This window comes from Streptomyces sp. NPDC055099 (assembly GCF_053607685.1).
The window spans coordinates 294,428-317,066 of the sequence record NZ_JBSGUA010000001.1; the positions used below are offsets into that span (position 1 = coordinate 294,428).

At 71.0% G+C, this 22,639-nt stretch carries 19 protein-coding genes; 11 read left to right on the forward strand and 8 right to left on the reverse strand.

The features are described 5' to 3' along the window. Positions 1-71 precede the first annotated feature (71 nt). The 5 genes from ACWFRU_RS01340 to ACWFRU_RS01360 all read right to left on the reverse strand — a co-directional run bounded on the left by ACWFRU_RS01340 (position 72) and on the right by ACWFRU_RS01360 (position 6,492). Positions 72-3,215: an efflux RND transporter permease subunit gene (locus tag ACWFRU_RS01340; RefSeq protein ID WP_453683689.1), complete on the reverse strand. Its 3,144-nt coding sequence runs from the start codon at positions 3,213-3,215 to the stop codon at positions 72-74. Positions 3,216-3,366: 151 nt separating this feature from the next. Continuing rightward, entirely contained in the window at positions 3,367-4,047 is a 681-nt protein-coding gene (locus tag ACWFRU_RS01345; RefSeq protein WP_453683690.1) for a response regulator, read from the reverse strand. Beyond that, entirely contained in the window at positions 4,044-5,282 is a 1,239-nt protein-coding gene (locus tag ACWFRU_RS01350) for a sensor histidine kinase (RefSeq protein WP_453683691.1), read from the reverse strand. The genes ACWFRU_RS01345 and ACWFRU_RS01350 overlap by 4 nt, the downstream gene beginning before the upstream one ends. A gap of 111 nt (positions 5,283-5,393) precedes the next feature. Beyond that, entirely contained in the window at positions 5,394-5,672 is a 279-nt protein-coding gene (gene pspAA / locus ACWFRU_RS01355; protein ID WP_453683692.1) for a PspA-associated protein PspAA, read from the reverse strand. A gap of 28 nt (positions 5,673-5,700) precedes the next feature. Beyond that, on the reverse strand, positions 5,701-6,492 hold the full coding sequence (locus ACWFRU_RS01360; RefSeq protein WP_397710843.1) for a PspA/IM30 family protein: 792 nt from the start codon (positions 6,490-6,492) through the stop codon (positions 5,701-5,703). Between the two features lie 219 nt (positions 6,493-6,711). Here ACWFRU_RS01360 and ACWFRU_RS01365 point away from each other — a divergent pair, with 219 nt between their 5' ends. The 3 genes from ACWFRU_RS01365 (at position 6,712) to ACWFRU_RS01375 (ending at position 9,340) form a co-directional block, all read left to right on the forward strand. Beyond that, entirely contained in the window at positions 6,712-7,386 is a 675-nt protein-coding gene (locus tag ACWFRU_RS01365; protein WP_453684475.1) for a DUF3043 domain-containing protein, read from the forward strand. A 74-nt stretch (positions 7,387-7,460) separates the two neighbouring features. Further along, complete coding sequence (locus tag ACWFRU_RS01370; RefSeq protein ID WP_453683693.1) at positions 7,461-8,171, forward strand: class I SAM-dependent methyltransferase; 711 nt, start codon at positions 7,461-7,463, stop codon at positions 8,169-8,171. A gap of 116 nt (positions 8,172-8,287) precedes the next feature. Next, positions 8,288-9,340 carry a S1C family serine protease gene (locus ACWFRU_RS01375; RefSeq protein WP_453683694.1) on the forward strand — a complete coding sequence of 351 codons (1,053 nt, stop codon included), beginning with the start codon at positions 8,288-8,290 and terminating at the stop codon, positions 9,338-9,340. Between the two features lie 70 nt (positions 9,341-9,410). Here ACWFRU_RS01375 and ACWFRU_RS01380 read toward each other — a convergent pair whose 3' ends face one another. After that, complete coding sequence (locus ACWFRU_RS01380; protein ID WP_363208308.1) at positions 9,411-9,632, reverse strand: hypothetical protein; 222 nt, start codon at positions 9,630-9,632, stop codon at positions 9,411-9,413. A 90-nt stretch (positions 9,633-9,722) separates the two neighbouring features. Here ACWFRU_RS01380 and ACWFRU_RS01385 point away from each other — a divergent pair, with 90 nt between their 5' ends. After that, positions 9,723-10,922 (forward strand): bifunctional adenosylcobinamide kinase/adenosylcobinamide-phosphate guanylyltransferase, encoded by a 1,200-nt coding sequence (locus ACWFRU_RS01385; protein ID WP_453683695.1) that lies wholly within the window; start codon positions 9,723-9,725, stop codon positions 10,920-10,922. A 9-nt stretch (positions 10,923-10,931) separates the two neighbouring features. Here ACWFRU_RS01385 and ACWFRU_RS01390 read toward each other — a convergent pair whose 3' ends face one another. After that, positions 10,932-11,669 carry a class I SAM-dependent methyltransferase gene (locus ACWFRU_RS01390; RefSeq protein WP_453683696.1) on the reverse strand — a complete coding sequence of 246 codons (738 nt, stop codon included), beginning with the start codon at positions 11,667-11,669 and terminating at the stop codon, positions 10,932-10,934. A gap of 226 nt (positions 11,670-11,895) precedes the next feature. On the opposite strand from ACWFRU_RS01390, the gene cobT reads away from it, so the two are divergent. The 3 genes from cobT (at position 11,896) to ACWFRU_RS01405 (ending at position 15,598) form a co-directional block, all read left to right on the forward strand. After that, a complete protein-coding gene (cobT, locus tag ACWFRU_RS01395; RefSeq protein WP_453683697.1) occupies positions 11,896-13,053 on the forward strand; it encodes a nicotinate-nucleotide--dimethylbenzimidazole phosphoribosyltransferase in 1,158 nt (385 codons plus the stop codon). A gap of 89 nt (positions 13,054-13,142) precedes the next feature. Further along, positions 13,143-14,891, forward strand: a complete 1,749-nt coding sequence (locus ACWFRU_RS01400) for a phosphatidylglycerol lysyltransferase domain-containing protein (RefSeq protein WP_453683698.1) — start codon at positions 13,143-13,145, stop codon at positions 14,889-14,891. Next, a complete protein-coding gene (locus ACWFRU_RS01405) occupies positions 14,888-15,598 on the forward strand; it encodes a hypothetical protein (protein WP_453683699.1) in 711 nt (236 codons plus the stop codon). The genes ACWFRU_RS01400 and ACWFRU_RS01405 overlap by 4 nt, the downstream gene beginning before the upstream one ends. On the opposite strand, the gene ACWFRU_RS01410 is transcribed toward ACWFRU_RS01405, so the two are convergent. After that, the gene (locus ACWFRU_RS01410; protein ID WP_453683700.1) at positions 15,541-16,302 is read right to left on the reverse strand and encodes a hypothetical protein; all 762 of its coding nucleotides are present in this window, start codon (positions 16,300-16,302) and stop codon (positions 15,541-15,543) included. The two genes, ACWFRU_RS01405 and ACWFRU_RS01410, sit on opposite strands and share 58 nt — an antisense overlap. Before the next feature lie 253 nt (positions 16,303-16,555). Between ACWFRU_RS01410 and ACWFRU_RS01415 the strand changes: the two genes are divergently transcribed. The 4 genes from ACWFRU_RS01415 (at position 16,556) to sucB (ending at position 22,565) form a co-directional block, all read left to right on the forward strand. Next, positions 16,556-17,338, forward strand: coding sequence for an adenosylcobinamide-GDP ribazoletransferase (locus ACWFRU_RS01415; protein ID WP_453683701.1), 783 nt, complete (start codon positions 16,556-16,558; stop codon positions 17,336-17,338). Positions 17,339-17,526: 188 nt separating this feature from the next. Next, positions 17,527-19,059, forward strand: coding sequence for a leucyl aminopeptidase (locus ACWFRU_RS01420; RefSeq protein ID WP_453683702.1), 1,533 nt, complete (start codon positions 17,527-17,529; stop codon positions 19,057-19,059). 302 nt (positions 19,060-19,361) lie between these two features. Continuing rightward, a complete protein-coding gene (gene lpdA / locus ACWFRU_RS01425) occupies positions 19,362-20,750 on the forward strand; it encodes a dihydrolipoyl dehydrogenase (RefSeq protein ID WP_365822883.1) in 1,389 nt (462 codons plus the stop codon). 63 nt (positions 20,751-20,813) lie between these two features. Beyond that, a complete protein-coding gene (sucB, locus tag ACWFRU_RS01430) occupies positions 20,814-22,565 on the forward strand; it encodes a 2-oxoglutarate dehydrogenase, E2 component, dihydrolipoamide succinyltransferase (protein ID WP_453683703.1) in 1,752 nt (583 codons plus the stop codon). Positions 22,566-22,639 lie beyond the last annotated feature (74 nt).

Here is a 22,639-nt window from a genome sequence, read left to right on the forward strand (position 1 = left end):
GTGCATGTGCGTAAGGGGCACCCGGCCTTGCCGGGTGCCCCTTACCTCGTTCTGCGCTCCTCGCGGTGGTGCTAGACCGTCGCGGGCTCCTGGTCCCCGGAGTCCGCACCCTGCGGCGGAACACCCGTCTTCTTGGCCCGCTTCGCCTCACGCTTCCCGCGCCTCTTCTCCTTGCGGAGCTCCACCATCGCGTACAGCGTCGGGACGAGGAGGAGGGTGAGGAGCGTCGAGGTGATCAGGCCGCCGATGACGACCACCGCGAGCGGCTGGGCGATGAAGCCGCCCTCGCCCGTGATGCCGAGGGCCATCGGGAGCAGGGCGAAGATCGTCGCGAGGGCCGTCATCAGGATCGGGCGGAGGCGGTGCCTGCCACCCTCGATGACCGCGTCGACCACGCCGTGACCCTGCCCGCGGTACTGGTTGATCAGGTCGATCAGGACGATCGCGTTCGTCACCACGATGCCGATCAGCATCAGCATGCCGATCATCGCCGGGACACCCATCGGGGTGTCGGTGGCGATCAGCAGGCCGATGGCGCCCGTGGCCGCGAACGGGATCGAGACCAGCAGGATCAGCGGTTGCACGAGCGACCGGAACGTCGCCACGAGCAGCATGAAGACGATCGCGATCGCCGCGAGCATCGCGAGGCCGAGCGAGGCGAACGCCTCGTCCTGGTCCTCGGAGACACCGCCGATGGACGCCGTGGCGCCGTCCGGCAGCTTCAGCGCGTCGAGCTTCTTGGTGAGGTCGGCGCTGACCGCGCCGGTGTTCTCGCCGGTCGGCTTCGCGGTGATCGTCGCGGCGCGGGCGCCGTCGATGCGGGTCATGGAGACCGGTCCGTCGACCAGCTTGACGTCGGCGATGTCACCGAGCTTCGCGGAGCCGAGGTTCAGCTTCCGCAGCTCCGCGAGGGTCTTCGCCGGCTGCTTCGACTTCACCACGACGTCGCGCTCGGTGTCGTCCAGGATCGCCTTGCCGCTCTCGGTTCCGCGGACCGCCTGGGCGACGGCCTGGCCGAGGGTGGTGTCGTTGAACCCGGCCGCGGCGGCCTTGGCGTTCGCCTTGACCGAGATCCGCGGGATGCTCTGCGACAGGTCGCTCTGCACGTCCGTGACGTCGTCGAGCTTGGCGACCTCGTCCCGCACCTCGTCGGACGCCTTGCGCAGCACGTCGCCGTCGGCGGCCTTGACGACCACGCTCAGGTCCTGGCTGCCGAAGCCGTCACCGGCCGCGATGGACGTCTGGCCGATGCCGGAGAGCTTGCCGAGCTCCTCCTCGACCTTGTCCTGCGTCTTGTCGTACGAGGACTTGTCCTTGAGCGTCAGGGTGTACGAGGCCTGGTTGGTGTCCGTGGAGCCGCCGAAGGCCGCCATGAAACCGGAGGAGCCGACCGTGACCTGGTAGTCCTTGATCTCGTCGAGACCGTCCAGCATCTTCTCGACCTTCTTGGCCGAGGCGTCGGACGCCGCCAGGCTGGTGCCCGGCTTCAGCTCCTGCTTAATGGTCAGGACTTCCTGCTCGCCCTGGTCGAAGAAGTTGGTCTTCAGGAGGGGCGCCATGCCGAACGTGCCCACGAGGACCACGATCGCGATGACGAGGCTGGTGAAGCGGCGCCGGGTCGCGAAGCGGAGCACGGGGACGTAGAAGCGCTGGAGCCTGCTCTTCGCCTCCTTCTCCTCGGCCTTGCGGCGGGCCTCCTCCGGGTCGGCGCCGCGGACGTCCTTGGGGGGACGCAGGAACCAGTACGAGAGGACCGGCACGACCGTAAGCGAGACGAGCAGGGAGGCCAGAAGCGCCGCCGTGACCGTCAGCGAGAAGGAGCCGAAGAGCTCGCCCACCATGCCGCCGACCAGACCGATCGGCAGGAACACCGCGACGGTCGTCAGGGTCGAGGACGTCACGGCGCCCGCGACCTCCTTGACCGCGGTGATGATGGCGGCCTCGCGCTCCTCGCCGTATCCGAGGTGGCGCTTGATGTTCTCCAGGACCACGATCGAGTCGTCGACGACACGGCCGATGGCGATGGTCAGCGCGCCGAGCGTGAGCATGTTGAGGGAGAGGTCCCGCGTCCACAGCACGATCAGGGCGAGCACGACCGAGAGCGGGATGGAGACCGCGGTGACCAGCGTCGAACGGATCGACGCCAGGAAGACCAGGATGACCAGGACCGCGAAGACCAGGCCGAGCGCGCCCTCGGTGGTGAGGCCGTCGATGGACTTGGAGACCGCCGGGCCTTGGTCGCTGGCGACCGTCAGGTCGGAGCCCTTGCCCAGGTCCTTGCGCAGGTCGGGAAGCTTGTCCTTGACCGCGTCGGAGATGGCGACGGCGCTGCCGTCCTGGTCCATCGTGATCGCGAGGGCGAGGCTCGGCTTGCCGTTGGTGCGCGTGATGGACGTGGCCTCGGAGGGCGCCTGCTTCACCGTGGCGACGTCACCGAGGCGCACCGGCTTGGCGGGGCGCTCCCCCGGCTTGGCCTCAGGGGCGACCATCAGGTCCTGGATCTGCTTCAGGGAGGTGTAGCCGCCGCCGACCTGGACGGTGCGGTTCTTGCCGTCCTCGTCGAAGGAGCCCGCGGGGAGCGTGGCGCCGCCGGCCTGGAGGGCCTGGCCGAGCGCGGCCGGGGTCAGGCCCGCCCTGGCCAGCTTCTTGTCGTCCGGGGTGACGTCGACCTGGAGGTCGCGCACGCCGTCGACGGTGACCTGGGCGACGCCGTCGATGTCCTTGAGGGAGGGCACGACGGTGCGGTCGAGCTGGTCGGAGAGCGCCTGCTGGTCCTTGTCGGAGGTGACGGAGAGGACCACGGTCGGGATGTCGTCCGTGGAGCCCGCGATGACCTGCGGGTCCACGTCGTCGGGGAGCTGGGCCCCGGCGCGGTTCACGGCCTGCTGGACGTCGGCGACGAGCTGCTTGGAGCCGCTGCCGTAGTCGAACTGGGCCATGATCACGGCGTTGCCCTCGCTCGCCGTGGAGGTGATGCCGGTGATGCCGTCGACCGCGTCGATCGAGGACTCGAGGGGTTCGACGACCTGCTTTTCCACCACATCGGGGGACGCGCCCTGATACGGGGCCAGGACGGACACCATCGGCAGTTCGATGGAGGGCAGCAATTGCTGCTTGAGCTGAGGGATCGCGATGGCGCCGAAGACGAGCGCGATGATCGATATCAGCCCGACAAGGGCCCGTTGGGCGAGGCTGAACCGGGACAGCCAGGACATGGTGGTCTCTCTCTGTGGCGTACTGCGCAGGAACGGCACCGACAGGGCCGGTGCCCCCTACACGATCTGCCATGTCCAGAGCAGGAATCGTCACTCCGAGGACCCGTTCTGACGCGACGCATACTGCGAGTGCAGTACGTCGCGCCCGCAATCACTCCACCCTTGGACGTACCAGGCCCGATTCGTAGGCGATCACGACGAGTTGTGCCCGGTCGCGGGCGCCCAGCTTCGCCATCGCACGGTTCACGTGCGTCTTGACGGTGAGCGGGCTGACCTCAAGACGCTCGGCGATCTCGTCATTCGAGTGACCGCCCGCGACCTGTACGAGCACCTCGCGCTCGCGCCCGGTGAGCGCGTCCAGCCGCTCGCCGCGCACCCCGCCCTCCTCGTCCGAACTGTCGCCCTGCGCGAGAAACTTGGCGATCAGGCCCTTCGTCGCCACCGGGGAGAGCAGGGCGTCACCGGCGGCCGCGATCCGGATCGCGCCGAGCAGCTCATCCGGTTCCGCGCCCTTCCCGAGGAAGCCGGAGGCCCCGGCGCGCAGCGACTGCACCACGTACTCGTCGACCTCGAAGGTCGTCAGCATGACCACGCGTACGTGGGCCAGCTCGGGGTCGGCGCTGATCAGCCGGGTGGCGGCGAGGCCGTCCGTGCCGGGCATGCGGATGTCCATCAGGACGACGTCGGCGGCCTCGGACCTGGCGAGCTCGACGGCCTCCGCGCCGTCCGACGCCTCGGCGACGACCTCCATGTCGGGCTCGGAGTCGACGAGCACCTTGAACGCGCTGCGCAGCAAGGCCTGGTCGTCGGCGAGCAGCACCCGGATCGTCACGCGGTCCCTCCCTCTGCCGGGGTGACCGGCGTTGCCGTGACCGGCAGGATCGCATGGACACGGAAGCCGCCGCCGTAGCGGGGTCCGGCGGTGCAGCGGCCGTTCAGGGCGCTGACGCGCTCGCGCATGCCGAGGAGGCCGTGTCCGCCGCCGTCGCCCTCGGCGGCCGGTTCCTTCTTCTCGCCCCCGCCGTCGTCCAGGATCGTGACCTCGGCGTTCGGCCCCACGCGGATGACGCTGACCTCGGCCTTGGCGCCTGTCCCCGCGTGCTTCTGCACGTTCGTGAGGGCTTCCTGGATGATCCGGTAGGCGGCCAGGTCGACTCCGGCGGGCAGGTCGGCCACGGTGTCGTCGCAGGTCACCTCGACGGGCAGGCCGGCGTGCCGGAAGGTCTCCACGAGGTCGTCGAGGCGGGCCAGGCCCGGAGCCGGCTCGGTGGGCGCCTCGGGGTCACCGGTCTGCCGCAACAGGCCGACGGTGGCGCGCAGTTCGTTGAGCGCGGAGCGGCTGGCGTCGCGTACGTGGGAGAGGGCTTCCTTGGCCTGGTCGGGCCGCTTGTCCATGACGTGGGCCGCGACTCCCGCCTGGACGTTGACGAGGGCGATGTGGTGGGCGACCACGTCGTGCAGGTCGCGGGCGATGCGCAGCCGTTCCTCGGCGACGCGGCGCCTGGCCTCCTCCTCGCGGGTGCGTTCCGCGCGTTCGGCGCGCTCGCGTATGGCGTCCACGAAGGCGCGGCGGCTACGGACGGCGTCCCCGGCGGCCGCGGCCATGCCGGTCCAGGCGAAGATGCCGAGGTTCTCCTGCGCGTACCAGGGCAGGGGGCCGGCCAGCATCGCGACCGCGGTGAGCCCGGTCATGGTGATCACGCCGACGCGCCAGGTGGTGGGGCGGTTGGTGGTGGCGGCGACGGTGTAGAGGGCGATGACCGCACTCATGACGACGCTGCCGCGGAATTCGCCGGTGACCAGGTCGACGACGGTGAAGGTGCAGGTCGCCGCGAGCACGATCCAGGGAGCCCGGCGGCGGAAGATCAGCGCGGAGGCGCCGAGCAGCATCAGGACGAGGCTGAGGGTGCCCGGAGTGCGCGTGCCCCAGGAGGGACCGCCGTCATGCCCGTAGGGCTCGACGAAGGAGCCGATGACCATGCAGACGAGGACGGCTGCCGCGAGGGTTCCGTCCACGGCCAGGGGGTGTGCCTTGGCCCAGCAGCGGCCTCGCCCGAGAGTGGTCACGCCTTGCCTTGCCCTTTGTCATGGCTGAGCTCCGACTCCCTGGGCGTCCCGACCCGTCGCCTCGCGCCGGATCTGTCCCGCCCACACACCCGATTGCCCCGCATCCAGTGTCTAACCAGGGATCAAGCCGTCGTCGCTCAGCATCTCCCGGACCTCGTCCAGCGTCGCGTCCGGTCCGGGGAGGATCAGTTCCGAGGGCTCGAGAGCGTCGTCCGGGAGGGGGTCGCCCAGCTCCCGGACCTTGTCCAGCAACGCGTTCAGCGTCCGGCGGAAGCCGGACTCGTCGCCGCTCTCCATCTCGGCGAGCAGCTCGTCGTCCAGCTTGTTCAGTTCGGTGAAGTGGCCGTCGGCCAGCTTCACCTGCCCCTCCCCCATGATCCGTACGATCATGTCGCCCTCCTCGGACGTGAGCGGTGAACTACTGCTTGTCGAAGCGCGGGGTGTCCTGCGGCTGCTGGGCCTGGGGCTGTCCCTGACCCGGCTCGATGGCCTGCTTCGAGGTCGAGCCTCCGGCCAGTTCCGCCTTCATCCGCTGCAGTTCCAGCTCTACATCAGTACCACCGGAGAGGCGATCCAGCTCGGACTGGATGTCGTCCTTGGCGAGCCCGGAGGAGTCGTCGAGAGCACCGGAGGCGAGCAGTTCGTCGATCGCGCCCGCCCGCGCCTGGAGCTGCGCGGTCTTGTCCTCGGCGCGCTGGATCGCCATGCCGACGTCGCCCATCTCCTCGGAGATGCCGGAGAAGGCCTCGCCGATCCGGGTCTGCGCCTGGGCGGCGGTGTACGTGGCCTTGATCGTCTCCTTCTTCGTACGGAAGGCGTCGACCTTGGCCTGGAGGCGCTGCGCCGCGAGGGTGAGCTTCTCCTCCTCGCCCTGGAGCGTCTGGTGCTGCGTCTCCAGGTCGGTCACCTGCTGCTGAAGCGCCGCACGGCGCGAGAGCGCCTCGCGGGCCAGGTCCTCACGGCCGAGGGCGAGGGCCTTGCGGCCCTGGTCCTCAAGGGTGGAGGACTGCTTCTGGAGCTGGGTCAGCTGCAGCTCCAGGCGCTTGCGCGAAGTCGCCACGTCGGCGACACCACGGCGCACCTTCTGCAACAGCTCGAGCTGCTTCTGGTACGAGTAATCGAGGGTTTCGCGCGGGTCCTCGGCCCGGTCAAGGGCCTTGTTCGCCTTCGCGCGGAAGATCATCCCCATACGCTTCATGACACCGCTCATGGGCTTCGCGCGCCCCCTTCTGACGGACTTCCAGCTCCAGGTACTGCTCAGAACCCACAGTACGGGCCCTGCATCCATTACCGCACTGTTCGCGTGCGGATGCGCTCATCCCCAAGGACGACTGTGTCCGGCCGGGCTCAGGCGTAGGGAGTAGGTGCACCCCCGGGAACCGCCCGAAAACCGCTTGTAAACCACACGGAACGTCCCCTTAGCCACACAATCAAGACGCCCGGTGTTGCCGGATCGTTCCCCGTGGGGCTGGGGTCCACACGTCCGCACCCCGTACCCTTGGGTTTTGTGTTCCGTAGCCGATCCAAGGACGAGAAGGCCCCGGTAGCCAAGGCCCCGGTGACCGACTCCCAGCAGCCCCGTGACCCGCAGGCCCCCAAGGGCCGCCCCACGCCCAAGCGCAGTGAGGCCCAGACCCAGCGCCGCAGCGTGGCCAACACGCCTGTGACGCGCAAGGAGGCGGCCAAGCGGCAGCGCAATGAACGCCGCGCCCAGATGGAGAAGCAGCGTCAGGCGCTCGCCAGCGGTGACGAGCGCTATCTGCCCGCCCGCGACAAGGGCCCCGTGCGCAAGTTCGCGCGTGACTTCGTCGACTCGCGCTTCTGCATCGCGGAGTTCTTCCTGCCGCTCGCGGTGATCATCCTCGTGCTGAGCATGGTCCGCGTTCCGCAGCTGCAGAACATCGCGCTGCTTCTCTGGCTCTTCGTGATCGTCCTGATCATCGTGGACTCGGTGACGACGGCGGTGCGCCTGAAGAAGCGTCTGAACGAGCGCTTCCCGAGCGAGAGCAAGAAGGGCGCGGTCGCCTACGCCCTGATGCGTACGCTCCAGATGCGCCGTCTGCGTCTGCCGAAGCCGCAGGTCAAGCGCGGAGAACGGCCCTGAGCGGATTCGCCGGCGGGGCCGCCGCGTGGCTGGAGAAGCTGGGCGGCCTTCGTAACGCCGTACGCCAGGAGCTGGTGACCCGCCAGCTCGACGAGCAGATAGCCGGGCGCTTCCCCGTCGGGCAGCGGCTGCGGGTGCTCGACGTGGGCATGGGCCAGGGCACGCAGGCCCTGCGGCTGGCCCGCGCCGGACACAAGGTGACCGGCGTCGAACAGGACCCGGCCATGGTGGCCGCGGCGCGTGCGGCGCTCGGCTCCGAGCCCGAGGGAATCCAGGGCCGGGTGCGCATCGTCGAGGGCGACGGGCGCGAGACCGGGGTGCATTTCCTGCCGGGCAGCTTCGACGTCGTGCTGTGCCACGGCGTCCTGATGTACGTCGAGGAGCCGGACGCGCTGCTGGCGGGCCTGGCCCGGATGCTGGCACCCGGCGGACTGCTCTCCCTCCTTGTGCGGAACGCGGACGCGCTGGCCATGCGGCCGGGGATGGCCGGGGACTGGGCGGGGGCGATGAGCGCCTTCGACTCCACCGTGTACCGCAACCGTCTCGGCATCGAGGCGCGGGCCGACCGGCTCGACGCCGTCTCGGCCTCGCTCGCGGGGATCGCGGCGCCGCTGCATGCCTGGTACGGGGTGCGGGTCTTCACCGATGGCGCGGCGGATGAGGTGGTTCCGCCGGCGGAGGACGCGGAGTTGGCGGCGTTGCTCGCCGCCGAGGAGCGGGCCGGGCGTACTGACCCGTATCGCCGGGTCGCGGCTCTGTTGCATGTCTGCGGTGTGCGGGACTGATGCGGGGCTGATGCGGGGCTGACTGGACCGCCGCTTCGCGGCGGATGCTTCCCGCCCACCCACCCGATTGCCCCGCATCCAGGGCGACATACGAGGACGAACGGGACACTCGGGACATGACTGTCTCGCGCATCCGTACCGTCACCGCCGCCGTCGTCGTCGCCTCAGGGCTTCTCGTGAGCGGCTGCTCCGGAACCGGTTCCGGAGACTCCGGTGAGTCCACCACTCAGGCCGCGCCCATGGCCGAGAGCGATCTGCAGGACGCCTACCAGCAGGTGATCGAGGACGTCCTGCCGTCGGTCGTCCAGATCGACGCCTCCGACAGCCTCGGCTCCGGTGTCGTCTACGACGACAAGGGCCACGTCGTGACCAACGCCCATGTCGTGGGCAAGGAGGAGACCTTCAAGGTCACGACGGCCACCGGGAAGCAGGCCCTCACCGCGAAGCTCGTCGCCACCTATCCCGAGCAGGACCTCGCCGTCATCAAGCTCGACAACCCGCCGGGCAAGCTGAAGCCCGCCAAGTTCGCGGACTCGACGAAGGCCGAGGTCGGGCAGATCGTGCTCGCCATGGGCTCACCGCTCGGCCTGTCGTCCAGCGTCACGCAGGGCATCATCTCCGCCACCGGACGGACCGTCAGCGAGCCCCGTACGGAGGGCGCGCCCGGGGCCACCATCGCGAACATGGTGCAGACGTCCGCCGCGATCAACCCCGGCAACAGCGGCGGCGCCCTGGTCACCCTCGACAGCGAGGTCATCGGCATCCCGACGCTCGCCGCGACCGACCCGCAGATGGGCGACAGCGCGGCGCCGGGGATCGGGTTCGCGATCCCGTCCTCGATGGTGAAGACCATCGCCGACCAGATCATCAAGGACGGCAAGGTCACCGACTCGGGCCGGGCCGCGCTCGGCATCACCGGGCGCACGGTCCTCGGCGACGACTACAAGCCCGCAGGCGTGGCCGTCGTCGACGCGCAGAAGGACGGTGGCGCGGCCAAGGCCGGTCTGCGGAGCGGCGACATCATCACCAGGCTCGGCGGCTCCGAGATCACCACGATCACCTCGCTCTCCGAGGCGCTCGCCGGGGAGAAGCCCGGCGAAAAGGCGCAGGTGACGTACGTACGGGACGGCTCCGAGAAGACCGCCGACGTCACGCTGGGCGAGATGTAGGGACACACGACGCGCGCAGCATGAAGGGGCGCCCGCTCGAAGCGGGCGCCCCTTCACGGTCAGGCGTCACTCATCCCTGCGCCGCATCCTCCGCGTGCAGGCTCATCGGCCCATAGATCTTGTTCGCGTCCTCGAAGAGGGACACCTGGTCGGCGCCGCCTTCCGCGAGCTCCTTCCAGAACTCGCCGAGCCACGACTCCGCGTCCCCCTGAGTCGTGAACTCCTCGGGTGTCAGAGCGGGCTGGACCTCCGTCCCGTCCGCCTTCTCGAACCGCCACGTCCATGCCGCCATGCCAGCCTCCCGATGGTCCGACAGCTGTGTGAAGCCCTTCGCAGCCTAGCCGGGCGAGCGGCGCTCGCGGTGACGCGGGAGGATCTTCCTGTGGAACTGACTCTGCTCGGCACCGGCGCCCCCGAAGGCCTGCCCCGTCCCGGCTGCCCCTGCGCGGCCTGCGCGACCGCGCTCGGCGGCGCGGCGCGCGCCGCCACCGCGCTCCTGGTGGACGGCGTCCTGCTGCTCGACCTCACTCCTGGCGCCGCCTTCGCGGCCGCCCGCTCCGGGCACTCGCTCGGCGGTGTACGCCAGGTGCTCCTCTCCCATCCGCACGACGGCCCCTCGGTGGAGGTGCCCGCGGGCCTGCCGCAGCCGGGCCGGGTGCCCGACGGGCGGGAGCTCGCGCTGCTCACCGGGCACCGGGTGCGCGCGGTGGCGATGGACCACCCCGGCACGGGGTACGAGGTCGTGGGTCCCGACGGGGAGCGGCTGCTGTATCTGCCGCCGGGCAGTGCGCCGGCCGGGCTGCCGGAGGAGCAGCCCGCGTACGAGATGGTCCTCGCCGATGTGGTCGGGCGTCCCGACGCTCTCGCGCGGCTGCGGGCCACCGGGGCGATCGGGCCGACCACGGACGTCGTCGCCGTCCACCTGGGCCATGAGGTGCCGCCGGGTGCGGAACTGTCCCGCAGGCTGGCCGCCGCCGGCGCGCGGGCCGTGCCGGACGGGGCGACGCTGGTGGTGGGTGCCTACGAGGACGTACCGGACGTGCCGCGCCGCACCCTCGTGCTCGGCGGAGCCCGGTCGGGGAAGTCGGTGGAGGCCGAGCGGCGCCTGGAGGCCTTCCCCGAGGTGTTGTACGTGGCCACGGGCGGCACCAGGAACGGCGACTCCGAGTGGGCGGACCGGGTGAGCGCCCACCGCGAGCGGCGGCCCGGGTCGTGGAGCACGGCCGAGACGTGCGACCTCGTGCCGCTGCTCACGGAGAACGGCCCTCCCCTGCTCATCGACTGCCTGTCGCTGTGGCTGACGTACGCCATGGACGAGGTGAACGCGTGGGACGACGACGAATGGGCGGGCGGTGGCGAGCGGGCGCTGCGCAAGCGGGTCGCCGAGCTCACGGACGCGGTGCGGGCGACCCGGCGCACGGTCGTCGCGGTGTCGAACGAGGTCGGCTCCGGCATCGTCCCGGCGACCGCTTCGGGCCGCCGCTACCGCGATGAACTGGGCCGCCTGAACGCGGCGTTCGCCTCGGAGTGCGAGCACGTGCTGATGGTCGTGGCGGGGCAGGCGCTCACGCTGCGCGGCTGAACGGGCCGCTCAGGCGGTGGGGTTGCGGCGGGCGATGATCCGGTAGGCGTTGGAGAAGCGGGTGCGGCTGACCACGGGGGCAAGTAGCCGGTCGGCCAGGGCCGCCGCGGCCAGGAGGGGCACCGCGATGCGGGCCGCGGCACGGATGCGGCCGAGGGCGACGGCGAGCCGTGCGGTCAGGTCGAAGGGGATGTGCGGCTCGCGCCGGTCGGTGGCCACGACGGTGTAGCCGAGGCTCTCCAGCTCGGCGTGCAGGGCGGCGGGCGGGATGCGGTGGTAGGGCTGGGGCCTGATCCATCCCGTGTCGAGAATCCGGGCGTACCGGCTGCGCGGCACGGGGACCTCGATCATCAGATGGCCGCCGGGCCGCAACACCGTGCGGGCGGCGATGAGTTCGATGCGCGGGTCGGCGCTGCGCTCCAGGTAGTGGAACATGCTCAGCGCGTCGTAGCGCCCCGCGAGCTTGGGCGCCAGGTCGGCGAGCAGCCCGCGGTGGGCCTCCTCCACGCGGCCCGCCCTGCGGCCCTCCTCCACGCGCCCGGTGAGGTCGAGGCCGTCGAAGGAGGTGTACGGATGCACTTCCTGCGCGACGGCGGGGAAGTGACCGAGCCCCGTCTCGACGTCCAGCCAGCTCTCGGGCTCGATGAACCGGCCCATCGCGCGGGCGCGTGCACGGTGGCGGCGGGTGGAGCACGGCACGGCGAAGATCTTCTCGGCCTGGGCGGCGGCGGCCTGGGCGGCGTCCATGGGCGTGGCGGGCTCCTCTGTCGGGCGGTACGGGCGGTACGGGCGGTGTCGCGTACGGTGCGCGTGCTTTCAACGCGACAACTACCCCCAAACGGTATGTAAAGGAACATCGGTGCCGGTGCAACGACACCGTGGAGACGGCCCGTCCCGACGGCCCCGCACGCGGGGGACGCCTGCTGCCGGGCCGTTCGAACCGGGCCCAGGGCCTGCCGGTACTGTTCGACGAATGAGCTCGCTGAATCTCGACGACTTCACCGACCTGATCGAGCGGCCCGACGGCGGGATCCGCCGCGACGCCGAGGAGCGCAGGGAACGGCAGAGCGTGCCGCCCGGGGCGCTCGGCCGTCTGGACGAGCTGGCCGAGTGGCTCGCCGCGGCGCAGTCGTCGGTGCCGGTCAAGCCGATCGAGCGGCCGCGCGTGATCCTCTTCGCCGGTGACCACGGGGTCGCGGGCCTCGACGTGTCCGCGAGGCCCGCGGGCAGCGCGGCCGAACTCGTACGCGCGGTGCTCTCCGGCGCCAGCCCCGTGTCCGTCCTCGCGCGCCGTCTCGATGTGCCCGTCCGGGTCGTCGACATGGCCCTGGACTGCGACCCGGCCGAGCTTCCGGCGGAGGTCGCGGGGCACCGGGTGCGCCGTGGCTCGGGCCGTGTCGACATCGAGGACGCGCTGACGACGGAGGAGGCCGAGGCCGCGGTGCGGGCCGGAATGGCCGTCGCCGACGAGGAGGCGGACTCCGGGACCGATTTGGTCGTGCTCGGCGATGTGAGCGTCGGCGGCACGACGCCCGCGGCGACGCTGGTCGCCGCGCTCTGCGGCACCGACGCTTCCGTGGTCACCGGGCGGGGCGGCTCGCCGATCGACGACCTCGCGTGGATGCGCAAGTGCGCGGCGGTACGGGATTCGCTGCGGCGGGCGCGGCCCGTGCTCGGGGATCAGCTGGAGCTGCTCGCGACGGTGGGCGGTGCGGACATCGCCGCCATGACCGGGTTCCTGCTGCAGTGCGCGGTACGGCGCACGCCGGTCGTCCTGGACGGCGTGGTGGCGTCGGCCGCGGCGCTCGTGGCCCAGCGGGTCGCCTTCCGGGCGCCCGACTGGTGGCTCGCGGGGCACAACAGCGGGGAGCCCGCGCAGGCCAAGGCCCTGGACCGGATGGCGCTCGACCCGGTCCTCGAGCAGGGCGTGCAGGTCGGCGAGGGCGTGGGCGCGCTGCTCGCGCTGCCGCTGGTGCGGGCCGCGGCGGCGCTCTCCGCCGAGCTGCCGGAGCAGGAGCCGGAGCCGGAGGCCGACACCGAGCTGGAGGCCGATACCGAGCCGGGGGCCGAGCCTCGCACAGGGGCTGCCTCCGAGGTGCCACCCAGGGCCGGGGACCCCGCAGCGGAGTAGGCGGCGCGTACGAAGCCGGATGAGCCGGGTGAGCGGCGCGTCCGCGCGCAGCCGGTGACGGCCCGGCATGCCCCATATGATCCCTTTTCATGGGAGATGAGCAATCTGCTGCCGGGCGCCGTCAGCGCCTCGCCGCGGCCTTCAGCGTCTGGTACCTCCGCGCCGTCACCTTCATCAACTTCCTGAGCGCGGTCTGGGTCTCCCTCGGGCAGGATCTGCGGCGGCACAACACCGAGAACTACTTCACGCCCTATCTGCTCACCGCGGGCTTCGCCTCGGGCGCGTTCACGATGTTCCTGGCGATCACGATGCGCCGCCGCAAACGCGCCGCCTGGATTCTCAACCTCGTGCTCAGCGGGCTCTTTCTGCTCCTCTTCGCGTTCGCGATGGTCTTCCCGGAGATCCGCCGGCACGCGCAGAACTGGATCTCCCTCGTCCTGACCGCCGCCTTCGTCGCCTCGCTGATCGTCGGGCGGCGCGAGTTCTACGCCAAGGGCGACCGCTCCAATCCGAAGCTCGCCGCGGCCGTCGCCGTCGGTGGACTGCTCGTGACCTCGCTGATCGCCGCGCTCCTGGTCGGCGTCACCAACCGGGCGCACGACGACTACCGCTCGACGTTCCTCGACCGCTGGCGCTACGGCACCATGCGCCTGGTCTCGCTGGCCGCCGACGACGAGCGCTTCGAGGGCATCACCACACCCGGCTGGGTCAACGTCACCATCAACGTGCTCAGCACGCTTCTCCTCCTGGCCGTCCTGTACGCCGCGTTCCGCTCGCGCAAGGCGGTCGACCCGCTCACCGAGGACGACGAGCGGGGGCTGCACGCCCTGCTCGACAAGTACGGCGAACGCGACTCGCTCGGCTACTTCGCGCTGCGCCGCGAGAAGAGCGTCGTGTGGTCGCCGAGCGGCAAGGCCGCGGTCGCCTACCGGGTCGTCGGCGGCGTGTCGCTGGCCTCCGGAGATCCCATCGGGGACCCGGAGGCCTGGCCGGGCGCCATCGAACCCTGGCTCGCAGACGCCCGCGAGCACGGCTGGATCCCGGCCGTGATGGGCGCGAGCGAGGAGGCCGGCACGATCTACGCCCGGCACGGCCTTGACGCGCTCGAACTGGGCGACGAAGCCATCGTCGAGACCGAAGAGTTCACGCTGGAGGGGCGGGCCATGCGCACGGTCCGCCAGGCCTACAACCGGGTCAAGAGGGCCGGTTACGAGGTGCGGATCCGGCGCCACGAGGACATTCCGGCCGACGAGATGACGTACCTGCTCGAGCGGGCCGACGACTGGCGTGACGGGGCCACCGAGCGGGGCTTCTCGATGGCGCTCGGACGGCTCGGCGATCCCGCGGACGGGCGCTGCGTGATGCTCGAATGCACCGACGGGGACGGCGAGTTGCGGGCCATCCTCTCCTTCGTGCCATGGGGGCCGAACGGGCTCTCGCTCGACCTGATGCGGCGTGACCGCGACTCCGAGAACGGCCTGATGGAGTTCATGGTCATCGAACTCCTCCAGCGCGCGGCCGAGATCAAGATCACTCAGGTCTCCCTCAACTTCGCGATGTTCAGGTCGGTCTTCGAACGTGGCTCGCGGCTCGGCGCGGGCCCGGTCCTGCGGCTGTGGCGCTCCCTGCTCACCTTCTTCTCGCGGTGGTGGCAGATCGAGTCGCTGTACCGCGCCAACGCGAAGTACCGCCCGATCTGGGAGCCCCGCTTCCTTCTCTTCGAGAAGAGCGGGGACCTGCCGCGCATCGGCCTCGCGTCGGCCCGCGCGGAGGGCTTTCTCGAAGCGCCGGGCCTGCCCAAGTGGCTGCACCGCAAGCACCTGGAGTCCCGACGATGAGTACCCCGGCCGCCGGACGCCCGACCGGGCCGGCGCGTACCGAATGGGGTCCGCTGTACGCCGCCGTGCGCGACGGCGTCGCCGGGCGGGGGTGGCGGGCGGCGCCCATGACGCTCGCCGCGGTCTGCCTCACCGCCCTGCTCCAGTTCACGCAGAACCAGTCCTGGGGCTATCAGTTCGTACAGAACATCGGCTCCGTACGGGCCGACGACCCGCTCTGGCTCGCCCTCCTGCGTACGCCGCTCTCGCTCTTCGTGCCCGCGCTCGACCTGCCCGTGTGGGGTGCGCTCGCGCAGATCCTGCTGGTGTTCGGCATCGCGGAGATCTGCGTCGGCTGGTGGCGCACGCTCGTCATCGGCTACGCGGCCACCCTCGCGGGCACGCTCTACGCGCGCGTGGGCATCGCGTGGGGGCCGGGCCACCCGCTGGGGCTCCCCGCGTCCGACGCGCAGGTCGTCGACACCGGGCCGTCCGCCGCCGTGGTCGGGCTCGCGGTGTACGTGTGCTGGCGGTACCGGGCCTGGTGCACGGCCGGGCTCGTCGTCGCCGCGATGGTCGTGGAGGTGATCGTCAAGAACAACCTCGCGGGCAGGGAGCATCTGGCGGCGATCGCGGCCGTGCTGGTGCTGTGCGCCTGCTCCGAGGTGTTTCAGCGGCGTGGCGGGCGGGGCGGTTCCGGGTCGGGCCTGCCGCCGATCCAGTCCTGAACCCTGCGGCGCGGGCCCGCCCAGCGGCGGTCGTGGTGGAAGGCGCGCAGGCCCGAGCGGGCACGGGCGCGGTGCCGGTTGCGGTAGAAGCGCCTGGCCCATGCCGATCCGGGGCGGGCGAGGCGGATGGCTCCCACCAGCGCGACCAGGGGGATCACCATGCCGATGAGGGCCGTACGCAGCTTTCCCTTGGCCAGGGCGACCAGGGCGAAGCAGCAGTTGACGGCGATGTTCAGGGCGAAGCCCGTACGGTTGCCGCGTTCCTCGGGCGTCAGGTCGTTCACGCCGAACGGCGTGAAGCCGGTGAGGACGAGGACCACCAGGGCCGCGGTGAGCATCACGACCTCGACGCTCTTGCGGCCCTGCTCGCTCCAGTAGACGTCGTCCAGGTAGAGGATCAGGGCGAACTCGTCGAGCACGAGGCCGGCGCCGACGCCGAAGATGACCGCCGCGAACATCGAGGCGAGGCTGTGCCGGCCCGCGGCGACGGCCCAGAACCCGCCGACGAGCATGAGGAAGATGCCCGGTACGACGTGATGGATGTGGACGTCTCCCGTGCTGATGTTCCGGAAGGGGCCTTTGCCTGCGCGGATGAGGCGGGTGATGGTCCGCGTGACGAGAAAACAGCCCACGAAGGAGAGCAGCGCGAGAAGCAGCGGCAGCTTTCCGGGCTCCGTGATGTTCCGATACCACCAGTCGGCCATGGGCCCATCCTCAGCCGGAGCCCTGGCCACCGCATTTCGCTGCGGGCGCGGGACTTCCTTGGACCGGCCGCGCTTTCCTGTGCCGCCGCGTGCCGCTGCGCGTCGCTGCTTGCCTGCGTCGCCGCTTCGCAGCGAATCTTTCCCGCCCACCCACCCGATTGCCCCGGGGTGATGGGCGGGAGGGATCGTCCGTCGAGAGTCGGATGCGGGGAGCCAGGTCAAGGCCGGGCGCAGCCCCCGGTACCCTTCCGCGGTGCCCCGAACCTCCCCCGCCGATGCCCTCCGCTTCGCCTTCGGCACCCTTACCGCGCTTCCGGTGAACGTCGCCAAGTGGGACCGTGACGCCGCCCGCGGCGGCATGCTCTGTGCCCCGCTGGCCGGGCTGGTCGTCGGGGGGTGCGCGGCCGCGCTCGGCGCCGCGCTCATGGCCCTCGGGGCGGGGCCGCTGCTGGCAGCCGTGGCCACCGCCGCCGTACCAGCGACTCTCACCCGCGGCCTCCACCTCGACGGCCTCGCCGACACCGCCGACGGGCTCGGCAGCGCCAAGCCGGCCGACCAGGCGCTCCGCATCATGAAGCAGTCCGACGTCGGCCCCTTCGGCGTCATCACACTGCTCTTCGTCCTGCTCGCCCAAGTGGCCGTCCTCTTCCAGCTCTACGAGGCCTCCTGGACCCGGGGCGCGCTCGCCGCGGTCGTCTCGGCGGCCACCGCCCGCCTGGCCCTCACCCTGGCCGCGCGCCGCGGAGTCCCCCCGGCCCGCCCGGAAGGGCTTGGAGCCGCCGTGGCAGGAACGGTTCCGCGAAGCGCGGCCCTGCTCACGGCGGCGCTCGTCACCGCCGTGGCCGCCCTCGCGGCCGTGCCCTTCGGGGCGCAGGACGCGGTGCAGTACGCGGCGGCCGTCGTCCTCGCCGTCTGCGCCGCAGAACTTCTCCTGCGCCACTGCGTCCGCCGCTTCGGTGGCATCACCGGAGATGTCTTCGGCGCACTCGCCGAGACCGCGGCCACGACGGCCCTGATCATCCTCGCCCTCGGCTGATTCACGGATGGCGCCGCTGAAACATAAAAGCGCCGACACGAACGGATGAATCTGCGCCGACACGATCGAATGGGCGCGACGCGCGTAGGCTCATGTCCGGCGCCTTTCCGGCCCGTTCTAGGCTGGCGCCGGGCGGGTCGACCCACCCCATCGGCCAAGGAACTCAACGGAAGCGAGAATTCACCACCGTGACTGCTCTGACTCTCAGCACTGCCGCCGCGTCCGGCCTGCGCGCCGACGCGATCGTCGTCGGCGTCGCGAAGGGCGCCAAGGGTCCGGTCGTCGCACCGGGCGCCGAGGCCGTGGACAAGGCCTACGACGGCAAGCTCGCCTCCGTCCTGGAGACCCTCGGCGCCTCGGGCGTCGAGGGCGAGGTGACCAAGCTGCCCGCGCCGTCCGGCTTCAAGGCCCCGGTCGTCGTCGCGGTCGGCCTCGGCACGGTGCCGGAGAAGGATGAGACGTACGGCACCGATGCCCTGCGCCGCGCCGCCGGTACCGCCGCGCGCGCCCTCTCCGGCTCGAAGAAGGCCGCGTTCGCGCTGCCCACCGAGGACGCCGAGGACACCGGCGCGATCGCCGAGGGCGCGCTGCTTGGCGCGTACACCTTCGACGCGTACAAGGAAAACGGTTCCGCAAAGGGGAAGAACGGCAAGGACGCCAAGGGTCCGCTCGCCGAGATCGCCCTGCTGGGCGGCAAGCCCCGCGACAAGGCGTACAAGGCCGCGGTCGAGCGCGCCACCGCCCTGGCCGAGGAGCTCAACCGCGCCCGCGACCTCGTCAACACCCCGCCGAACGACCTGAACCCCGAGGCCTTCGCCGCGGTCGCCACCGCGGCCGCCAAGGAGCACGGCATCAAGATCCAGGTCCTGGACGAGAAGGCGCTCACCAAGGGCGGCTTCGGCGGCATCCTCGGCGTCGGCGTCGGCTCGGACGCCCCGCCGCGCCTCGTGAAGCTCTCGTACACGTCGTCCAAGGCGAAGAAGCACCTCGCCTTCGTCGGCAAGGGCATCACGTACGACTCGGGCGGCATCTCGCTGAAGCCCGCCGGTCACAACGAGACCATGAAGTGCGACATGGCCGGTGCCGCCGCCGTCTTCGCGGCCGTCGTCACCGCCGCGCGCCTGGGCCTCGAGGTGAACGTCACCGGCTGGCTGGCGCTCGCCGAGAACATGCCGTCCGGCTCCGCGACCCGCCCCGGCGACGTCCTGCGGATGTACAGCGGCAAGACCGTCGAGGTCCTGAACACCGACGCCGAGGGCCGTCTGGTCCTGGCCGACGCGCTCGCCAAGGCATCCGAGGACAAGCCCGACGCGATCGTCGACGTGGCCACGCTGACCGGCGCGATGATGATGGCGCTCGGCAGCCGCACCTTCGGCATCATGGCCAACGACGACGCGTTCCGCGCCGCGATCCACGACGCCTCCGAGGAGGCGGGCGAGCCCTCCTGGCCGATGCCGCTCCCCGACCACCTGCGCAAGGGCATGGACTCCCCCACCGCCGACATCGCCAACATGGGCGAGCGCATGGGCGGCGGTCTGGTGGCCGGTCTCTTCCTCCAGGAGTTCATCGGCGAGGGCATCACCTGGGCGCACCTGGACATCGCGGGCCCGGCCTTCAACGAGGGCGGCCCGTTCGGCTACACGCCCAAGGGCGGCACCGGCACCGCGGTCCGCACCCTGGTCCGTCTCGCGGAGCGCACGGCCGCGGGCGACCTGGGCTGACCAGCTGATCTGTCGTACGCGCGGCAGGGCCCGGACATCCAGATGTCCGGGCCCTGCCCGATTTCGCCCTCGACGAAATCCGTACGTTCATACGCCTGGGTAACGCTTGAACGTGGCGAATCAGACGTCTCACAGCCCGGCCCGCCGTCCCACCTCCCGCCGACAAGTGCGAAGATGGGTTCTCGGCAGGACAGGGCCCCCACCACAGGGCCGAAACAAGAGCGGCCGATACCAGCCGACCGACCGGTCGTCCCCCGCGATAAGGGGTCCGGCGTACGGCGCACATGCATGGAGGACGTGACGTGGCGAACGACGCCAGCACCGTTTTCGACCTAGTGATCCTCGGCGGCGGTAGCGGCGGTTACGCCGCGGCACTGCGCGCGTCGCAGCTGGGCCTGGACGTCGCCCTGATCGAGAAGGGCAAGGTCGGCGGCACCTGCCTGCACAACGGCTGCATCCCGACGAAGGCGCTGCTGCACGCCGGTGAGATCGCCGACCAGGCTCGCGAAGCCGAGCAGTTCGGTGTGAAGGCCACCTTCGAGGGCATCGACATGGCGGCCGTCCACAAGTACAAGGACGACGTGATCTCGGGCCTCTACAAGGGCCTGCAGGGACTCATCGCCTCGCGCAAGGTGACGTACATCGAGGGCGAGGGCAAGCTTTCGTCGCCCACCTCCGTGGACGTGAACGGACAGCGTGTCCAGGGCCGCCACGTGCTGCTCGCGACCGGCTCCGTGCCGAAGTCGCTGCCGGGCCTGGAGATCGACGGCAACCGCATCATCTCCTCGGACCACGCCCTGACCCTGGACCGCGTGCCGAAGTCCGCGATCATCCTGGGCGGCGGCGTCATCGGCGTCGAGTTCGCCTCGGCGTGGAAGTCCTTCGGTTCCGAGGTGACCGTCGTCGAGGGCCTCAAGCACCTCGTGCCGGTCGAGGACGAGAACTCCTCGAAGCTTCTTGAGCGCGCGTTCCGCAAGCGCGGCATCAAGTTCAACCTCGGCACCTTCTTCGAGAAGGCCGAGTACACGCAGGACGGCGTCCGCGTGACCCTCGCCGACGGCAAGACCTTCGACGCCGAGGTGCTGCTCGTCGCCATCGGCCGCGGCCCCGTCTCGCAGGGCCTCGGCTACGAGGAGCAGGGCGTCGCGATGGACCGCGGCTATGTCCTGGTCGACGAGTACATGCAGACCAACGTCCCGACCATCTCGGCCGTGGGCGACCTGGTCCCGACGCTCCAGCTCGCGCACGTCGGCTTCGCCGAGGGCATCCTGGTGGCGGAGCGCCTGGCCGGTCTCAAGACCGTCCCGATCGACTACGACGGCGTGCCGAAGGTGACGTACTGCCACCCCGAGGTCGCCTCCGTGGGCATCACCGAGGCCAAGGCCAAGGAGATCTACGGCGCGGACAAGGTCGTCGCCCTCAAGTACAGCCTGGCGGGCAACGGCAAGAGCAAGATCCTCAAGACCGCGGGCGAGATCAAGCTCGTCCAGGTCAAGGACGGTGCCGTGGTCGGCGTCCACATGGTCGGCGACCGCATGGGCGAGCAGGTCGGCGAAGCCCAGCTGATCTACAACTGGGAAGCGCTGCCGGCCGAGGTCGCCCAGCTCATCCACGCCCACCCGACGCAGAACGAGGCCATGGGCGAGGCTCACCTGGCCCTCGCGGGCAAGCCTCTCCACTCCCACGACTGACCCATCAGTCATACGGGCGCGACGACCACAGACTTCCGCAATTCGTAAGGAGCAACCGAAACCATGGCGGTTTCCGTATCCCTTCCGGCGCTCGGCGAGAGCGTCACCGAGGGCACTGTCACCCGTTGGCTGAAGGCCGAGGGTGAGCGCGTCGAGGCCGACGAGCCGTTGCTCGAGGTCTCGACCGACAAGGTCGACACCGAGATCCCCTCCCCTGCCGCGGGCATCCTGGCCTCCATCAAGGTCGCCGAGGACGAGACCGTCGAGGTCGGCGCCGAGCTCGCCGTCATCGACGACGGCTCCGGCGACGCGGGCGGCTCGGCCGCCCCGGCGCAGGAGGCCCCGGCCGCCCCCGCCCAGGAGGAGGCCCCCCAGCAGCAGGAGGCCCCGGCCCAGGCCGAGGCGCCCGCCGCCCCCGCCCCGTCCGGCGGTTCCGCCGAGGGCACCGACGTCACGCTGCCCGCACTGGGCGAGTCGGTCACCGAGGGCACCGTCACCCGTTGGCTGAAGGAGGTCGGCGAGGAGGTCGCGGAGGACGAGCCCCTGCTCGAGGTCTCCACGGACAAGGTCGACACCGAGATCCCCTCCCCTGCCGCGGGCGTGCTGCTCGAGATCGTCGTGGGCGAGGACGAGACCGCTGAGGTCGGCGCCAAGCTCGCCGTCATCGGCGCTCCCGGTGCCGCTCCCGCTCCGGCCAAGGAGGAGGCCCCCAAGCAGGAGGCGCCGAAGCAGGCAGCTGCCCCGGCTCCCGCCCCGGCCCCCGCGCAGCCCGCCGCCCCGGCACAGCCCGCGGCTCCGGCGCAGCCCGCCGCCCCGGCACAGCCCGCGGCTCCGGCGCAGCCCGCCGCGGCCGCTCCGGCTGCCCCCGCCGCTCCGGCCTCCCCCGCCGACGAGGGCGCGTACGTCACGCCGCTGGTCCGCAAGCTCGCGGGCGAGCACGGCGTGAGCCTGTCGGACGTCAAGGGCACCGGCGTCGGTGGCCGCATCCGCAAGCAGGACGTCATCGCGGCCGCCGAGGCCAAGAAGTCAGCTCCGGCTCCGGCCGCCGCTGCCCCGGTCGCCTCGAAGGCTCCGGCCCTGGAGGCCTCTCCCCTCCGCGGCCAGACCGTCAAGATGACCCGCATGCGCAAGGTCATCGGCGACAACATGATGAAGGCGCTGCACTCGCAGGCCCAGCTGACCTCGGTCGTCGAGGTCGACATCACGAAGCTGATGAAGCTGCGCGCCAAGGCGAAGGACGCGTTCGCGGCCCGTGAGGGCGTCAAGCTCTCCCCGATGCCGTTCTTCGTCAAGGCCGCCGCCCAGGCGCTGAAGGCCCACCCGGTCGTCAACGCCCGGATCAACGACGACGAAGGCACCATCACGTACTTCGACTCGGAGAACATCGGCATCGCCGTTGACGCCGAGAAGGGTCTGATGACGCCGGTCATCAAGGGTGCGGGCGACCTGAACATCGCCGGTATCTCCAAGAAGACCGCCGAGCTGGCCGGCAAGGCCCGTGGCGGTGGCCTCACCCCGGACGACATGTCCGGCGCCACCTTCACGGTCTCCAACACCGGTTCGCGCGGTGCCCTGTTCGACACGGTCATCGTGCCGCCGAACCAGGCCGCGATCCTCGGCATCGGTGCCACGGTCAAGCGTCCGGTCGTCATCAACCACCCGGACCTCGGCGAGACCATCGCCGTGCGGGACATGACGTACCTCTCGCTCTCCTACGACCACCGTCTGGTGGACGGCGCGGACGCCGCCCGCTACCTGACCACGGTCAAGGCGATCCTCGAGGCCGGCGAGTTCGAGGTCGAGCTCGGCCTGTAGTCCCGCGGCCCCGGGCTGTAAGACTCGTCTCATCAGCACGTACGCCCCCGTTCGGAGGTTTCCGGGCGGGGGCG

What these genes read in the sequence shown, in the direction of transcription:
- sucB (WP_453683703.1), top strand. Translation starts at nt 20,814, where the DNA reads ATGGCGGTTTCCGTATCCCTTCCGGCGCTCGGCGAGAGCGTCACCGAG.
- ACWFRU_RS01405 (WP_453683699.1), top strand. Translation starts at nt 14,888, where the DNA reads ATGAGTACCCCGGCCGCCGGACGCCCGACCGGGCCGGCGCGTACCGAA.
- ACWFRU_RS01340 (WP_453683689.1), bottom strand. Translation starts at nt 3,215, where the DNA reads ATGTCCTGGCTGTCCCGGTTCAGCCTCGCCCAACGGGCCCTTGTCGGG.
- ACWFRU_RS01375 (WP_453683694.1), top strand. Translation starts at nt 8,288, where the DNA reads ATGACTGTCTCGCGCATCCGTACCGTCACCGCCGCCGTCGTCGTCGCC.
- ACWFRU_RS01360 (WP_397710843.1), bottom strand. Translation starts at nt 6,492, where the DNA reads ATGAGCGGTGTCATGAAGCGTATGGGGATGATCTTCCGCGCGAAGGCG.
- cobT (WP_453683697.1), top strand. Translation starts at nt 11,896, where the DNA reads ATGAGCTCGCTGAATCTCGACGACTTCACCGACCTGATCGAGCGGCCC.
- ACWFRU_RS01380 (WP_363208308.1), bottom strand. Translation starts at nt 9,632, where the DNA reads ATGGCGGCATGGACGTGGCGGTTCGAGAAGGCGGACGGGACGGAGGTC.
- ACWFRU_RS01410 (WP_453683700.1), bottom strand. Translation starts at nt 16,302, where the DNA reads ATGGCCGACTGGTGGTATCGGAACATCACGGAGCCCGGAAAGCTGCCG.
- ACWFRU_RS01390 (WP_453683696.1), bottom strand. Translation starts at nt 11,669, where the DNA reads ATGGACGCCGCCCAGGCCGCCGCCGCCCAGGCCGAGAAGATCTTCGCC.
- pspAA (WP_453683692.1), bottom strand. Translation starts at nt 5,672, where the DNA reads ATGATCGTACGGATCATGGGGGAGGGGCAGGTGAAGCTGGCCGACGGC.
- ACWFRU_RS01400 (WP_453683698.1), top strand. Translation starts at nt 13,143, where the DNA reads ATGGGAGATGAGCAATCTGCTGCCGGGCGCCGTCAGCGCCTCGCCGCG.